Source organism: Lactobacillus sp. RTP31084st1_F9_RTP31084_210423, from assembly GCF_040919545.1.
Lineage (GTDB): Bacteria > Bacillota > Bacilli > Lactobacillales > Lactobacillaceae > Lactobacillus > Lactobacillus paragasseri.
Genome location: NZ_JBCOVH010000001.1, coordinates 331,128 through 347,748, shown reverse-complemented (window position 1 = coordinate 347,748; position 16,621 = coordinate 331,128). Strand labels below are relative to the sequence as shown.

The window sequence follows — 16,621 nt, the reverse complement described above, 5'->3', positions numbered from 1 at the left end:
TTAATTTAACATACGAATTTACTTATTTAATCTAGAATACACTCCCCATGACATTTTATATATAGGAAATCCTAAATCTAGAAATTTATATGCAAGATGATCACGTTTAGGAGTGTTAGGATTTGAAAGAACAGCTTTTTTATTTTTTTTAATATAATTAATTAAATTTCCCCTTAATTCTTTTATTTTTGGACTATTTTTAACATAAAGAGTTTGATTCAATGTACTAAATCGTGCATAAACTTGTCTTCTTAAAACGGCATCATGCAGATCAGGATACAGCTTCTCTACACTTGTAGCCATTTTATCAGTCATTTCAAGCAAATCTAACTTTCTATCACTAAATCCATCTGTTGTTATAGAATTTTCTCGAATATTATAAAAATAAATCGGTTTAAACCCGCATTCAACTGTTTTACTATTTTCAAATAATTGATATGTAGATCCAATATCTTCAAAAACTTTATCTACTGGAAAACGAAAATCTTTGTATAATTCTTTTGTCCCTAATTTTGCATAAGCACATGTATCCACTAAATCATGATAACACATTTTTTCAATACACTTTTTTCCACTCCAAGTATATTCTTGATTATTACCGGTATTAACTTTTTTCCCACTTTCTGAAAATACATCCATTAATGACGCAATAGCTAAAGGAGATTTAAAATCATTTCTTTTCAAAAGATTATACATATAAGAAATATAGTCTTTTGAAACATAATCATCCGAATCAATAAAAGTAATATAATCTCCATTAGCCTTATCTAAACCAATATTACGCGCAGCTGAAAGACCTTGATTTCTTTGTGAATACACTTTTATTCTTGTATCTTTACTTTGGTAAGTATTAGCAATAGCCAGTGAGTTATCTCTAGTGCCGTCATTAACAAGGATGATTTCAAGATTTTCATAATCTTGATTAATGACTGAATCTAAACATTTTGATAAGTATTTTTCTACGTTATATATAGGAATAATTACTGATATTAATGGGTTCATTTTCTCTCCGATAACATATAATTAAAAATGTGTCTGTTTTTTACCAATACCAAATTTTCTACTAATAAAACTAATAGCTTTTTTAACTAAATGCTTAGACCCGATCTGCCCCCAAGACAATTCTTTATAATTTTCTTTTGTGGTATAGAGCCAAACATCCATCAAAAGTTCTGAGATATATCCAAATACTCTTGCTTCTTGCACTGAATAATTAGATATGTCAATTTCTTTTTCTAATTTATTTAGTACACCAAACATAAAATCACAATATGAATTAAAAGCATCTCTCCTCATGATAAACATATTAAACATGTGTGCTTTTTTACTTTTCATTACTTTATCAAAAGCTGTTAAATATGCTGGATATAACTTTTCAATTATTTCGCGTGTTTTATCTAAAGGTTCCTTATGATGTGCATGAATGTAATGAGAATAATTTGTTTCAATATAGTAATTTCTTTTTTTAGGAAGAAGTACATCATACTTTTGTAAGAGTTGTTCTACTTTTTCAATATTTATAACATTATCTAAATTATATGGCTTTTTATCGAAAAAAAACGTCGATAGTGAACCAATCCTACAGCATCGACATCTTTTAAATTCTTCCAAGCCCAATAAATAGCTGTTAACTCATTATAGTTAGGATTTTTTTCAGATATATTTTCGCCTTCATCATCTCTTTGATAAGTAATACCCGATTTATAATTTTTCTGAGACCCTACTAATATTGGCATATATCCTTTAGATTTAGGCATCGGAAACTCTTTGTGAGCGGCTACTAAAATTTGGATATTTTTCATTTTTTAAAACGCACCATCCTGTTTTAATATACTTATTACACATTTAAAGAAAACTACTATATCAAACCATAAAGAAGCCTTTTTAACATACTCTAGTTCAATATCACAACGTTCAGGATAACCTACATTACTCCTTCCGCTTGCTTGCCATAATCCTAAAGCTCCTGGCTTGACAGAAAGAAACATTTTTCTATCTAAACCTCGATATTCTACAAGTTCTTTTTTAACAATTGGTCTTGGACCAATCAAACTCATTTGTCCCACGAAAATATTTAAAAATTGTGGAATCTCATCTAATGATGTTTTTCTTAAAAAAGTCCCAATTTTTGTAATTCGAGGATCTTCACCTTCTGGAAGTTTAAAATCATTTTCTATATATTTTTGATATAATTCTGGATTTTTTTCAGTACTTCATCCGCATTATATACCATAGATCTAAATTTCCACATCTTAAATGGTTTACCTTCTTTTCCTATCCTGGTCTGACCATAGAAAGGACTGTGCTTATCTTGACGATAAATCAAAAAAGAGATTACTAAGCTAGGAACAAATAAAACAATGATTGCTAAAGAACTAACTACAATATCTAAAGTCCTTTTAAAGAAATGATAGAAGACACGACCATCTTCATCACTTTTGATTTTTTCAAAAGTCTCTTCCTTTATTTCTTCTCTCTCCACTATGCTTCTATCCCCCATATAATAGCTAAAATATCCAAAACCGTTTCTTTTTCTTTAAAGGTTTCCAATTTAAATTAACATTATCAGAATTAATAATGTTTCGCGCATTTTGCTTAAAGCTATTAGCAACATCCAATCCTTGCGTCTTTTCCAACTTCTCATAAGCGTCATGCATTCGACTCTCTCGTTTTGGCAATGTGTGTGCATCTGAAGCAAAAGTTGCTACTTGTCCTGCTTCTACAAATCTATCAGCTAATTTTTCAATTTCTTTACCAAATACACCTACATACGAACTAGCAGTTATTTGTGTTAAACATCCTTGTTCAATAAATTCTTGTAATTTTTCTGGATGAGCCAAGATACCAGAATTTCTTTCTGGATGAACAATTATTGGTGTTATCCCCCGTCCCAATAATTTAAAAGTCATATCTTTGGCATAAGTTGGTACATCTTCACTTGGAAATTCCAATAACATATATCTGCCATCTTCATCACAAAAAAGGATATCATCGTCGTCCAAGGCTTGAGGTAAATTACCATTTAAACGAACTTCTTGACTAGGAAAGACCGTTAAAGGAATGTTGTTTTCTTCTAACGCTCTCTGAAAATCAGCAGTTTCTTTTATGATATCTTTTTTATGATTTAGGTACTTTCCGTTTAAAGTATGCGGCGTCATCAATGCATGAGTAATTCCATCTGCCACTGCTGCCTCAGCTAACCCTAATGATGAATTTAAATCAGGCGATCCATCGTCAATACCTGGCAATATATGTGAGTGAATATCAACTAATACCATTTTCTCTACTTCGATTCTCCATCTTTTTGTTGACCATATCCATAGCCATATCCATTAACCGTAGCCATATCCATAGCCATCTGGACCCGTTCTTACGTCATTCATTACATACCCTAAAACATGTGTTTTTGTTAGCTTAAGCATTTCTAAGGCACGTTCAATACCTGCCTTTTGGGTAACGCCTTGACGAACAACAAGAACTACTCCATCCATTTCACCAGCAAGAATTTGGGTATCAGAAACTTCAAGAACAGGAGCAAGGTCTAAGATAACTAAATCATAGTGCTCCTTAACCATGTTTAAGAATGCCCGCATTCTATTAGAACCCAATAATTGTGCTGGATTAGGTGGAATAGGACCAGCAGGCATAACTGAAAGATTTGGAATAATATCTTCTCTTACAATATCTGCCATGTCTACTTCATTAGAATGTGATGTTAGAATTGTTGTCAATCCTACTCGGTTAGGAATATCAAAAGTTTGATGCAACGTAGGTCTATGAAGATCGGCATCAATTAGTAATACTTTCTTCCCTGCTTGAGCCATAGTCACAGCAGTATTAACTGTAACAGTTGACTTACCTTCACTAATATTAGCAGAAGTAAAGGCTAAGGCCTTAATTTGATGATCGACACTTGTAAAATCAATATTTGTCTTTACAGTTCTAAATTGTTCACTAACTGGATTTTGTGGTTTAGCTACAGTTATTAACTTAGCACCATATTGCATGGTTTCATCAGTACCACGTTTTTTACGTCTATTAAATAATCCCATTTATACGCTCCTATACTCGTTTCTTCTTACCAGAATTATTATTATTGTTAATACTAAAATTATTAGATAAGTGGAAGTGTGATACATGACCTAAATTAGTTAAACCTAATTCCTTAGTCAAGTAATCGTCGTCTCTTACTGTAGTATTAAATGAATCACGTAAAACGATTAACGCAACACCAATAATTAAGCCAAGTACGATTCCAGCTAAAGTAAAGAGTGTAGTTTTTGGAAAAGTTTTAATACCACGTGTAGCTGGAGACACAATAGTTACATTATTAACATTCATAATGCCCTTAATCTTACTCTTAAATGTCTGAGCTACCGCATTTGCAATTGCCTGAGTCTTTTCAGGATCGTTACTTTTAGCACTAATAGTGAAGACTTGTGATTGTTGTTGTGTAGTAACAGAAACGGCTTTTTGCATTTCTTTAGCACTAACATTATATCCACGACCAGCTCTTCTAACTACTGCTGGTTCTGCTGGACTAACTAATTTCTTAGTACCATCTGCCAAAGTTCTGTATTTAGCCTTCTTAGCAGGCTTTACTACCTCAGTAGGGTTCTTAATCCACTTAGAAGCATCTTTTAAGATAACTGGACTAGTAACAATATCCTTATAGGTATTAATCACCTGAACATCAGCTTGTTGTGCATTAAATGCTTGATTTGCATCATTTTCATTACGCTTCTGGTTAACTAAGATTTGAGTAGTTGAAGTATATTTAGGTTCAACCACAAAAGCAGCTAAGATAAAACCAACTGCTCCTAAGCCAATTGCCCATAAAATAATAGACCAGATATGTGCTCGAAGGAGCATCCATAATCTACGTAAATCGATTGTATTTTCAGTTTTTGTACTGTTTTCCACTTTTTCCTATTCTCCTGTCTTTAAGGTTTCCGGCTTAAGCCCTAAGGCAGCTCGTAACTTATTACTAATTCTTTGACACTCTGCTTGACTAACTGATTCATAGGCAACGCCGCCTTCCCAGTCGCCTTGTCCATGAGCGTAGTCAGTAGTCACATTATCAGTTGCATGACGATAATTCTGAGCTAAAGCAACCATATTGTCAAAAGTTAAATTCGTCATGGTTTGCTTAGAAACTGAGTTCAAGAATGGTTGGTTTACGACTGTCTTGTAAGAAATGGAACTCTTTAATAATGCCATAATTACAAGTCTTTGTCTCTCTTGACGCCCATAATCTCCTTGAGGATCGTCATATCGCATCCTACTAAATGCCAAAGCTTTCTTCCCATTCATATGATAAGTTGCGCCCTTAGTAAAATGATAACCTTCATAATCAAAGGTTAATGGTGACTTAACTGTCACTCCTCCAACTTGATCAATCGCCTTTTCTAATCCTCCCATGTTTACCATTACGTAAGCATCAGTTGGAATATTGAAGTACTTTTTGATCGTTTTGACAGTTTCGTCTACACCACCATAAGTATAAGCTGAATTAATCTTGGCTGGTGAATAATCTGGATAACCCGGTAAGTTAACTTTCATGTCTCGAGGCAAACTAACAACTGTAGTCTTATTAGTCTTAGGGTTAATTACCATCATCATGATGGTATCAGTTCTACCCTTGTAAGAACGGCCAAATTCACCTGTATCTGTTCCTAATAAAAGCAAGCTCATTGGCTTTTTATCTTTAAGGGTGTCGCTAACCTTTCGATCACTAATTTCGTTACTCATCGGATTATACATATTGTTAGTGGCAACATGGATATTGTGCCAAGCGATAATAACCGCAATGATGTCCACCACAAGGAAAACACCTAATACAATCCAAAAGATACGCCAAAACTTTTTACGTCGATGATGACGGTGATGATGTGAGCGATGTCTTAATTCATTATCACTATTATTATGATCCATTTTATTCCTCTTTTATTTTTCGTTTTTTAGTAACACTAAAAATCATTATACAAAAAATATTTGAAAATTCATAGAAAATTCACAATTAGCATAAAAAAACACTTTTATTAAATATAAAACATGCTCTAAATAGCGATCTAACCACCTTCACGCATATAAGTATACTTTCACCCCCCCCCATAAAATCAATATGACTTCGTTTAAAAACTCATTATGTTATTTATTTAAGAGAGGATCTTACTTATTTTTACAGTGATTTTCGTAATTTTAAAAGCAAATCTTTTTTCACTCTCTGCAAGGTTCTTCTGGAGCATCCCGCCCGCTCAACCAATCCAGAAATTTCTCTTTGCGCCAGCAAATGCTCAAAGAACAAAAGTCGCTCAATCTTGTTTAACTTCTTAACTTCATCCTTCAAAACAACTAAGCTATCCCAATCAACTTCAAGTTTTGAAAAATCTTGTGCGTTATCTATTTCTTGATTTTTCTCTTCTCGGCGCTGAATCTTTCTTAATTCATCTAGCGTATGCCAAAGAATCTTTTTAAAAGCTAGCTTATCAATATTTTGATCTGGATTTTCTTCAATCATCCCTGCATAAATCAAAACACCATCTTGAAATAAATCAGCATAGTCTTGATAATCTCGCCTTACGCCGGCTGCCTTAATTGCTCCACCAACTAAACGACGATTTTCCCATGCTTTAATAAAACTTTCTTCTCTAATCATGTGACCATTCCTTTAAGTAATGTCACAAGCGCTTGTGCATTGAGCATCATATCAAGAACAAAGTCGTATCAAAATCCAAGAGCTAGGCAGCGCAAAACCTAGTCAACTCTAACTTTCTATCTTTTCTTTACTAACTCCTTTCCCTCAGCTTCGCTCTTTATCCTGTCAATTTCTGGTAAAGAAAAAACACGCTCAAAAAGCGTGTTACAAGATTGATTTAATTCTTCTAGACAATCGATAAATCAAGTTATGGTCCTGCACTTGCCAATCTTTGATATCAAAAAAGTCAGCACAATGGCGACCATAATTTTTGTGAAATTCTTCAATTGTTTCTTCAGCAAGCTCAGTTAAGTTCATGGCATTCTGAATTTTAGTTAAGTAAAAGTATTCTTGATTAGCAACCAAGTTATTCTTTCGGCACTTGCAGAGATTCAAATGAAAGCCATGCGAATTAGCATACTTCACTAGCATCTGTCCCAAAACATGATTATGAGTAATCCCCTCAGCTAACCGCTTATACAAGTGCGGCGCACAATCTTCAAACTCAAAGTTATAACTACAGCCATTCTCTTGATAAGAAAAAGTTACTTTTCCATCTTCTTGCTGTACTGTCTGCATATGATGCAAACCAATCCAGGAAGTATGCTTTTCAGAATGAGCTCTCATTGAAAAATAAGCGATCTCTCCTAAAGAAATTGTGTGACGATAATAAAAGCCAAGTTCTTTTTGCAGCTTCTTTTGTAAAACCGCTCCTAAAATCATTTGATCTTTTAACAAATGATTAATCAACTGACGGCTGTTTTTCTGGCATAAAATAATACCATCTTTTTTATCAAAAATTATTGTCTGATATTTTCCTCTAATTGGTCTTTGATGGAAATCATATAGAGCTACCATATTCTCATTTAATTCATAGTTTGAATTTTCAGATACAAATGGTACAAGGTCCGACGTGATTGCTGTGGTTTCTAATCTCTGCCTAATTAGATCTTTGGACCAGTTATTTAAGTCTTCATTATCTGGTAGTCCAACGTTAAAAAGATTTAGTTTGTTTTTCATTTTCATCTCCTTTTCAAAATTATATAACAGATATTATTCAGAACTATAATAATACCAGAAAATCACCATATAAAAAAGATCCTACGCTTATAAAAACGTAGGATCTTAAAATAACTTCTAAAAGTTCAAAAACTCTGCTGGCTTCATCCCTAAGGCTGCTCCAATCGCTGTCTTAAAGGTTGAAACATCTTGAACACCATCAAATTGCTGACCATTAATGATAAAGTAAGGTACTGACTGAATACCGCGGCTTTGCAAGTCAGCCTCTTCTTGCATAACAACATCTCGGTAATTACTTGATTCTAATAACTTCTTTACTTCATTTATGTCTAAATTGTTCTTTTTTGCAATTTCAAGCAGTACTTTATGATCGGCTAATTCCTTATTTTCAGTAAAGTATACATAGAATAAATCATCAGCTAAATTTGCAGTTAATTTAGAATCATGGTAAGTGTCCTTAGCCCATTGAACCATTCGGTGAGCATCCATCGTGTTAGTGTTATAAGCAGTTGCCTCATTAATTGTTAGACCTGCTGCTTTGCCTAATGTTTTAACGTGATCATAAGCTGCGTTTGCTTTACTTAATGGCATTGCCTTTTCATAAGCTAAGAGAGCAGCATTCGTATTCTTAGTTGATTTTGGTGCATCTAAGTCGATCTGGAAAGCATTAAGGTCATACTCAATCTTGTCTTCAACACCTAATTCTTTAATTGCTCTTTGTAAGTAAGTTTCACCAATGTAGCAGTATGGACATGCGTAATCGCTCCAAACGGAAATTCTCATTTTCAACTCTTCTTTCTCTTAATTACACTCTCACTTTTACAATAGAAACTTTGAGCAAAGAAAGCAACTATTTCCGCTTGCGTTTTAATTCTTCTTTAGTCGCAACCAAGTCAATAATCTTCTTTGGTGCTAGATTTGGGTACATATGAGTCAAATATGCTAATAATTCAACGAAGTTCAATAAGTAACTAGTTAGGTTATTTTCTTTCATCATCCCACCAGTGAAATTATTTTCTTTAACATTTGCAAATAAATAAAAATCATGGACAGTGTCTAACTTTTGATAAGTCAACAAATCACTAAAAACATCATTAATTTGCTTACGAATTTCTTGACCATCATTTATTTCACGTTTTACCGGCAAATCAATGGCATATGCGACATCCCCGCCGTGGACTAAGCCTAAGTAGGACTTCTCTTCAAGCATCATATCGCTGATCTCTTTAAATTTTTCATCAGTAAAATCCATGTTAACTTCTAGCGTAGTCAAATATCCTGCTAAAGCCTCTACCAAGTCATCCTCAGTCTTAAAAGCCGGGGTGACTAGATAAACATAGCGGTCAGTTCTAACAAATAAGAGGAAATAAGTTAAATCTAAACGCTGCAAATTCTTACTATACTTAATTAACACTTTTTCAAAGCGCAGACCTTCTGGAATTTCTAAATCAAACTGACCGCCTTGATAAGGAACACGGTAAATTTGCCAAAAATCTTCTATCTTAAAGCCATTAATTTCTCGATCTTCAAAAGCAGACTTATTAAGTAATTTAGCTGGAGCTGGGCGCTTTCTCTCTAAGTCTTTTATGACCGCAACTGGATTAAGAAGCTGGCGGTTGGCATATTCCATTAACATGACTTGAATATCATGATAAGTCGACATATTTTGATCGCTAGTATCATGGAAAAAAACATCCCCCAGCTGGTCAGTATAGTTAACTACTAATACGTAATCGCCAATTGCTCCTTCACTGACTAATTCTTCTGCAAAATCAACTACATCTTCAACGCGCTTTTCTGCTTTCTTAAATTTATCCTCAGAAAGCTTCTGACTAGGACGTTTTAACTTTCTCATAGCGTCTACGTCAAAGAGATCATCTTCTAAGTCGCCTTTTAAGACATCAATAAATTCATGATAATCTAAGTCAAGTTTTTGGACAAAAGTGCCAATCAACCTAAAAATTAGCCCTTCAGCTCTTGCTGGTTGATAAGAACGCCTCAAATTATCACTAATGAAGGTTTCTTCAAAATTAGGCGTCTGTACAACTATTGCTAGATCAATTGTATTCGGTGTTTCATACACCATATCAAGCAATTCTTTCATTCTCTTACTTAACATTTTTATTCCCTACCTATTCCAATCATCTCACTTGTCATCTATTATACGGATATTTATTTTTAGAAACAAAAAGGTCTGCCAGACGCAGACTTTTCGGCTAGATATTTTCACCATTCATGATGTTTGAAAAACTACCGTTTAATGACTTATCTTGGCTGACATGTAAGTTAACAACATTGCCTTTACTTGATTCATCTACCAGGACAATCGGCTTTTGCTTGTGCCAGCAGAAAAGAAAAGTCCTATGTTGACCATCTTTAGTCAAGTCATGATTATAAATAGCCATTACATCATAGTCATAATGATGCTCGCCTTGAGGACTCCAGCCAATACTAATCTTTTTACCGTTTAGTTTAAAAGTATCTTTTTTGAAGGCATCCGGATAAATGCGGCTTGCAGTAGTCAGCTTATTCTTACCATCATATTTAGTGTAAGTTTGCTTCTTGTTCTTACCATATTTATCCATTTCTTTAGCAAGTTTTTGATCCTTCTTTTTGTCCCAGTGCTTCTTTTGGACAGTTTTTGAACTCTTTTTGCTACTATTACTAGTCGAATTTGAATTATTTGAACAAGCACTAGCCCCGATTAAACTGAGGGCTACTGCACTCATTAGTAATATTTTTTTCATAGGCGTTTCTCCTTTTCTTTCATTATTATCCTACCATTTAATTTTGATCTTTGGAGCTTTTTAAGCTTATAGAAAAAGTGTAATTTCACTTTTAAGAAATTACACTTTAAATAGAAGAAACTTAATAATCAGAGATTAGTTAGTCTTCTGATACTGTTAATTGCTGCAATTAAATTTTCTTTTGCAGGCACACCTTTCATGATAACAGTTAAATTTTCATCTATAAGACTATCTTTTACAAATCATGTTGATATTTTTTCAAAAGCACAACCGAAATCCAAATTGAAATAAATGATGGTAAAACAATCACTACTAAAAGATCTGGATTTAAAATACGGACAGTTTTAATCATCTTGGTAATGGTATGAATTTTAGCAATATTATTGAAAATTGATTGATACACCGTAACATAAATCAGCGACCACTGAATGCAATATTCAATTAACGTTAATGTGATCTCTGAAATCTGATGAAACTTATTGAATTTTTCAATCCTTCATAGAGAAAAAGACCTGAAAGAATGACCAGGGCTCCCAAAAGCAGGAACAGGTTTCCCAGCTTCATATCGTGGATTCGATTAATAAATAAAGCAGCAATACCGAAAAAGATTAAAAAGTTAATGGTACTAAAAATTAGTAACACCAAAAATAAAATAATTGCCTTCAAGAAGTAAAAGCGATTTTTAGAAGTAAAAATATACCCCATAATTACTACCGCTAAAATAATTAAAAAAATTGGTAAAACTTGCATTATTTGCCTGACTTTTCAATCTTATTAATCAAAGCTTCACAGCCGCGATAAATATCTTGATATGCAGCCTCAAAATCACCCGTATACCATGGATCATCTACGTCCATCATTGAACCAGTAAAAGATAAGAGTTTATATTCTTTTCTTTCTGGATCTCCTGCCGAAATGTGATTCATATCAAAAAAGTTTTCTTCATCCATACCAACAATATAATCATACTTAGCGTAGTCGCTTTTAACCATTTTTCTAGCTTGACGATGATTAAAAGGAATACCATGTTCATTCATCACTCTTTGTGAACGTACATCAATATCGTGTCCAACGCCGCCAATAATTGCATCTTCAGTTGTAGCAGCAGATGCAATTTCATATTCATCTTCCTTACCCAGATCCTTGACAATTTTCTTAGTAATAAATTCAGCCATTGGTGAACGGCAAATATTACCATGACAAACAAACAAGATTTTCTTAGTCATTTTTCTCCCTTATTTCTTTAAAGTATATATTTCAATTCTAAAGCTAATTCATTTATTTAAGCAAGAAAAAATACCGATTAGAGTCTATCAGCTCCAACCGGTATTTTTCTTTTTTCAAAGGTTGTTGAAATATTATTAGTTCAATATTTTCAACGTCTTTTATTATAACAAAGTTAGACGGATTTAATCATTAAATTATGCAATTTTTTAAAATTACATTTTATCCTCGATCCAGTCCCAGAATTTATCCACGTTTAGTTTAGAAACACTAGAAAATGGTAAAAAAGATACATTCTCTTGTTTTAAATCTAGGCTCTTACCAATCTTCTGCTTAATTTGGCTTGCTTCCATCTTCTTAAGTTTATCCATCTTAGTTGCTACAACCAAAATTGGAATATCTAGATAGAGTGCATAATTAAACATATTAATATCATCAGCAGTTGGATCGTGACGCGCATCAACTAAAAGGACAAGCCCTTTCAAGTCAGCGCGAGTTTCAAGATAATCCTGAATCATTTCACCAAAAGCAGCTCTTTGCTTTTTGGAAACTTTCGCATAGCCATAACCTGGTACGTCAACAAAATATAGCTCATTATTTACTTTATAAAAATTAAGCGTTTGAGTTTTACCTGGTTGTTGAGAAGTACGAGCTAATTTACGACGATTAACAATAGTATTGATTAAGCTCGATTTACCAACATTTGAACGTCCAGCTAAAGCAAACTCTGGCAGATCATCCTTAGGATATTGCTTTTCGGAAACGGCACTAATTACAAATTCTGTATCTACGACTTTCATTATTTAGCCGCCTTACTTGTTTCTTGAGACTCATTCTCTTTATAAGTAATCTTAGGCTGCGCATGCTTAGTAATAACATCCTTGGTAACTTCTACCTTCTCAATATTATCTTCGCTTGGCGTGCGATACATTACGTCCATCAATGAATTTTCAACGATTGAGCGTAATCCACGTGCACCCATATGACGACTAATCGCCATATCAGCGATCGCCTTAAGAGCACCATCAGTAAATTCAAGATCAACATTGTCAAGAGACAGCAATTTCTTATATTGCTTTACTAAAGCATTCTTTGGCTCAGTCAAAATTCTAATTAAGTCTTCAGTACTCAATTTATCAAGTGTAGTGATAATCGAAATACGACCAATAAATTCAGGAATCAAGCCAAATTTAACTAAGTCCCCAGTTGTAAGATTCTTTTGCCAGTCGTCTGCATCTACTTGATTAAGACCATTTTCAGCACCAAAACCGATCGTCTTCTTGCCAAGACGATTCTTAACGATATTTTCAATGCCATCAAATGCACCACCAACAATGAATAAGATATTAGTAGTATCAATCTTAATCATCTGTTGTTGTGGATGCTTACGTCCACCTTGTGGTGGAACAGAAGCAATAGTTCCTTCTAAGATCTTAAGAAGAGATTGCTGTACACCTTCACCAGAAACATCACGCGTAATTGAAACATTCTCTGCTTTTTTAGAAATCTTATCAATTTCATCGATGTAAATAATTCCGCGCTGTGCACGTTCTAGATCATAGTCAGCATTTTGCAATAATTTAAGTAAGATGTTTTCTACATCTTCACCAACATAACCAGCTTCAGTTAAAGTTGTTGCATCTGCAATAGCAAATGGGACATTCAAGATTTTAGCCAAAGTTTGAGCTAGATAGGTCTTACCGGAACCAGTTGGCCCAATCAAAGCAATATTTGACTTTTGCAATTCAGTTCCAGAACTATCAATATCCATTTGACTAATACGTTTATAGTGATTATAAACAGCAACTGAAAGGACCTTCTTGGCACGATCTTGGCCAATTACGTATTCATCTAGTTGCTTTTTTATTTCCATTGGCTTAGGCAGATCTTTGGTTTCTTTGATAGAATCTGCTTTTAATTCATCATCAATAATTTTTTTGGAAAGATCAATACATTCGTTACAAATGTAGACTCCATTTCCAGCCACAATTTTTTTAACTTGTGACTGTGGTTTACCGCAAAAAGAACATTTTACTTCTTCTTGTTCAGTAATTTCGTTAGCCATGAGCCTTCCTCCTTTTCACTTACTTTATGTCAAAATAAGCTTAGCAGTTCACTTTGGCAGAGTAAAGAAAATTGTCTTATTAATTGATAGTAAAGAAAAAAGCGACTGTCATAGCCGCCTTTTCTTTAACTAGTTATCAACTATTACTTATCAGCCTTTTTTTCGTCTTCTTTGGTTGACTTCTTAGCAGTTGATTTCTTAGTAGCTTTCTTAGCAACTTGCTTTGCCTTGTCAGCAACTAAATCAATTGCTTTTCTAATAGCAATATCATGCTTAAGCATGTCATCACTCAAGCTACGACGAACAACTTTTTCATCCATGTTGTAGTCGTGTGCTAAGTCTTTAATTTCTTGCTTAATTTCATCAGCACTTGCATCAAGTTTTTCTTTAGCAACAATTGCTTCTAAAACAAGGTTAGTCTTAACACGTTCTGCAGCACCCTTAGCTAATTGTTCACGTAATTGAGCTTCAGTAGTACCAGTCAACTTGAAGTAAGTTTTTGGATCAATACCCTGACGTTGCATGTTGCCCAAGTATTGGTTCAATTGGTTTTGAACGTCTTCATCAATCATTGCTTGAGGAACTTCATCAATGGTTGCATTTTCTACTGCACCCTTGATTGCAGCATCTTGGATAGCGTCTTTTGCGTCTTCTTCCTTGTGCTTCTTCAAGTCCTTCTTGATCTTATCTTTTAATTCATCAAGTGATTCTACTGAATCATCAACGTCTTTAGCAAACTCGTCATCTAACTTAGGTAATTCCTTAGATTTCACTTCATGAATCTTAGTAGCAAAGTGTGCTTCTTTACCAGCTAAGTCTTTTGCACCGTAATCTTCTGGGAAGGTTACAACAACGTCTACATCATCGCCAGCCTTGTGACCAATAAGTTGATCTTCAAAGCCAGGAATGAAAGTACCAGAACCTAATTCTAATGAGTAGTTTTGAGCACTACCGCCATCAAATGGCTTACCATCAATAGTACCAGTGTAGTCGATAGTAACAGTATCACCTTTAGCAGCTTTACCGTCCTTCAATACTAATTCAGCATTTTGTTCACGACGCTTGTTTAATTCTGCATCTACGTCTTTAACTAAAACGCGAGTACTTTGCTTAGGAACTTCGATACCCTTGTAGTCACCTAATTTAACTTCTGGCTTAACAGAAACAGTAGCCTTCATTTCCCAAGGCTTGTTCTTATCCATTGAAACAGGAGTAATTTGTGGTTGACCAACTGGATCAATACCAGCTTCTTTAACTGCAGCAGCATAAGCCTCTGGTAAAACAATGTTTAAAGCATCTTCGTAAAGAGCTTCTTCACCATAAAATTGGTCAAAAACAACACGAGAAACGTGTCCCTTACGGAAACCAGGTACACGTAAGTTCTTCTTAACACGTTTGAAAGCTTGATCTAAGCCTTTTTTTACTTCTTCTTGTGAGATTTCAAAAGTTAATTCACCGGATGTTTTACCGGTCTTTTCCCATTTTACAGACATTAATTAAATACCTCCGATGTCAAATTTGGGTTTGCTATTGCACACTTAACTATATTACCCTAAACGCTGCTAAAACACAAATCCAGAGAGAGATTTATTAAATTTTTGAATAAAAAAAAGATGTATCCTAAGATACATCTTTTTTAAGAAGTCTGGAATTAGTCAAGAATTTCAGTAACTTGACCAGCACCAACAGTCTTACCACCTTCACGGATAGTAAACTTAGTACCTTTTTCAATGGCAACTGGCTTGATCAATTCAACAGTGAATTCAACGTTATCACCAGGCATAACCATTTCAGTACCTTCTGGCAATTCAATCTTACCAGTTACATCAGTAGTGTGGAAGTAGAATTGTGGACGGTAATCTGAGAAGAATGGAGTGTGACGACCACCTTCATCTTTGTTCAAGATATAAACTTGACCTTTGAACTTCTTGTGGGTTTGGATTGAACCAGGTGCAGCTAAAACTTGACCACGTTCAACTTGGTCACGGTCAATACCACGAAGCAATACACCAACGTTATCGCCGGCTTCACCAAGATCAAGAGTCTTGTGGAACATTTCCAAACCAGTAACAGTTGATTTTTCAACCTTGTCAGTTAAACCAACGATTTCAACTTCGTCACCAACTTTAACAGTACCACGGTCGATACGACCAGAAGCAACAGTACCACGACCAGTGATAGTAAATACGTCTTCAACTGGCATTAAGAATGGCTTGTCAGTATCACGTTCTGGAGTTGGAATGTATTCGTCAACAGTTTCCATTAATTTTCTGATAACGTCTTGTTGTTCTGGGTCACCTTGAAGTGCCTTCAAAGCTGAACCACGGATAACAGGAACATCGTCACCAGGGTAATCGTATTCAGTTAACAAGTCACGTACTTCCATTTCAACCAAGTCGATCAATTCTGGATCGTCAACTAAGTCAACCTTGTTTAAGAATACAACGATGTACTTAACACCAACTTGACGAGCAAGTAAGATGTGTTCACGAGTTTGTGGCATAGGACCATCAGTTGCAGCAACAACTAAGATAGCACCATCCATTTGTGCAGCACCAGTAATCATGTTCTTGATGTAGTCAGCGTGGCCTGGAGCATCCATGTGAGCGTAGTGACGATTCTTAGTTTCGTATTCTACGTGAGCGGTATTAATAGTAATACCACGTTCCTTTTCTTCTGGAGCAGCATCGATTTGTGAGTAATCTTCAGCTTGTGCCAAACCGTCTTCTGCCAAAACAGTAGTAATAGCTGCAGTTAAAGTGGTCTTACCATGGTCAACGTGGCCGATAGTACCAATGTTAACGTGCGGCTTAGTTCTTTCGTAATGTTCTTTTTCTGCCATTAATATGACCCTCCTGTAAATTTGCA

Annotated in this window: 16 protein-coding genes and 3 pseudogenes; all 19 read right to left on the bottom strand. The window is 34.6% G+C overall.

Annotation, left to right across the window (positions count from 1 at the left end; genetic code table 11):
- Nucleotides 1–18: 18 nt before the first annotated feature.
- The gene (locus tag AB5359_RS01795) at nt 19–1,002 is read right to left on the bottom strand and encodes a glycosyltransferase family 2 protein (protein ID WP_368279975.1); all 984 of its coding nucleotides are present in this window, start codon (nt 1,000–1,002) and stop codon (nt 19–21) included.
- Nucleotides 1,003–1,023: 21 nt separating this feature from the next.
- A pseudogene (locus tag AB5359_RS01790) lies at nt 1,024–1,802 on the bottom strand (DUF4422 domain-containing protein).
- 3 nt (nt 1,803–1,805) lie between these two features.
- A complete protein-coding gene (locus AB5359_RS01785) occupies nt 1,806–2,126 on the bottom strand; it encodes a sugar transferase (protein ID WP_368279989.1) in 321 nt (106 codons plus the stop codon).
- 47 nt (nt 2,127–2,173) lie between these two features.
- Nucleotides 2,174–2,482 carry a sugar transferase gene (locus tag AB5359_RS01780; RefSeq protein ID WP_368279974.1) on the bottom strand — a complete coding sequence of 103 codons (309 nt, stop codon included), beginning with the start codon at nt 2,480–2,482 and terminating at the stop codon, nt 2,174–2,176.
- Nucleotides 2,483–2,507: 25 nt separating this feature from the next.
- On the bottom strand, nt 2,508–3,278 hold the full coding sequence (locus AB5359_RS01775) for a tyrosine-protein phosphatase (protein ID WP_048686505.1): 771 nt from the start codon (nt 3,276–3,278) through the stop codon (nt 2,508–2,510).
- Nucleotides 3,279–3,283: 5 nt separating this feature from the next.
- Nucleotides 3,284–4,052, bottom strand: a pseudogene (locus AB5359_RS01770) (CpsD/CapB family tyrosine-protein kinase).
- A 10-nt stretch (nt 4,053–4,062) separates the two neighbouring features.
- Complete coding sequence (locus AB5359_RS01765; protein ID WP_368279973.1) at nt 4,063–4,923, bottom strand: YveK family protein; 861 nt, start codon at nt 4,921–4,923, stop codon at nt 4,063–4,065.
- A gap of 6 nt (nt 4,924–4,929) precedes the next feature.
- Nucleotides 4,930–5,934, bottom strand: coding sequence for an LCP family protein (locus AB5359_RS01760; RefSeq protein ID WP_048686499.1), 1,005 nt, complete (start codon nt 5,932–5,934; stop codon nt 4,930–4,932).
- A 247-nt stretch (nt 5,935–6,181) separates the two neighbouring features.
- On the bottom strand, nt 6,182–6,658 hold the full coding sequence (locus AB5359_RS01755) for a hypothetical protein (protein ID WP_048686498.1): 477 nt from the start codon (nt 6,656–6,658) through the stop codon (nt 6,182–6,184).
- A 204-nt stretch (nt 6,659–6,862) separates the two neighbouring features.
- A complete protein-coding gene (locus AB5359_RS01750; protein ID WP_048686497.1) occupies nt 6,863–7,717 on the bottom strand; it encodes a hypothetical protein in 855 nt (284 codons plus the stop codon).
- A gap of 117 nt (nt 7,718–7,834) precedes the next feature.
- The gene (locus AB5359_RS01745) at nt 7,835–8,500 is read right to left on the bottom strand and encodes a DsbA family oxidoreductase (protein WP_048686495.1); all 666 of its coding nucleotides are present in this window, start codon (nt 8,498–8,500) and stop codon (nt 7,835–7,837) included.
- Between the two features lie 67 nt (nt 8,501–8,567).
- Nucleotides 8,568–9,836: a hypothetical protein gene (locus AB5359_RS01740; protein WP_048686494.1), complete on the bottom strand. Its 1,269-nt coding sequence runs from the start codon at nt 9,834–9,836 to the stop codon at nt 8,568–8,570.
- A gap of 97 nt (nt 9,837–9,933) precedes the next feature.
- A complete protein-coding gene (locus AB5359_RS01735; RefSeq protein WP_048686493.1) occupies nt 9,934–10,464 on the bottom strand; it encodes a DUF4767 domain-containing protein in 531 nt (176 codons plus the stop codon).
- Nucleotides 10,465–10,699: 235 nt separating this feature from the next.
- A pseudogene (locus tag AB5359_RS01730) lies at nt 10,700–11,214 on the bottom strand (hypothetical protein).
- Nucleotides 11,214–11,690, bottom strand: a complete 477-nt coding sequence (locus AB5359_RS01725) for a low molecular weight protein-tyrosine-phosphatase (protein ID WP_003648640.1) — start codon at nt 11,688–11,690, stop codon at nt 11,214–11,216. Before AB5359_RS01725 ends, AB5359_RS01730 begins: the two are co-directional and overlap by 1 nt.
- A gap of 213 nt (nt 11,691–11,903) precedes the next feature.
- A complete protein-coding gene (yihA, locus tag AB5359_RS01720; RefSeq protein ID WP_048686489.1) occupies nt 11,904–12,488 on the bottom strand; it encodes a ribosome biogenesis GTP-binding protein YihA/YsxC in 585 nt (194 codons plus the stop codon).
- Nucleotides 12,488–13,753, bottom strand: a complete 1,266-nt coding sequence (clpX, locus tag AB5359_RS01715) for an ATP-dependent Clp protease ATP-binding subunit ClpX (protein ID WP_368279971.1) — start codon at nt 13,751–13,753, stop codon at nt 12,488–12,490. Before clpX ends, yihA begins: the two co-directional genes overlap by 1 nt.
- 143 nt (nt 13,754–13,896) lie before the next feature.
- The gene (gene tig / locus AB5359_RS01710) at nt 13,897–15,246 is read right to left on the bottom strand and encodes a trigger factor (protein ID WP_039156275.1); all 1,350 of its coding nucleotides are present in this window, start codon (nt 15,244–15,246) and stop codon (nt 13,897–13,899) included.
- Nucleotides 15,247–15,404: 158 nt separating this feature from the next.
- Complete coding sequence (gene tuf, locus AB5359_RS01705; protein WP_003648636.1) at nt 15,405–16,595, bottom strand: elongation factor Tu; 1,191 nt, start codon at nt 16,593–16,595, stop codon at nt 15,405–15,407.
- Nucleotides 16,596–16,621: the final 26 nt, after the last annotated feature.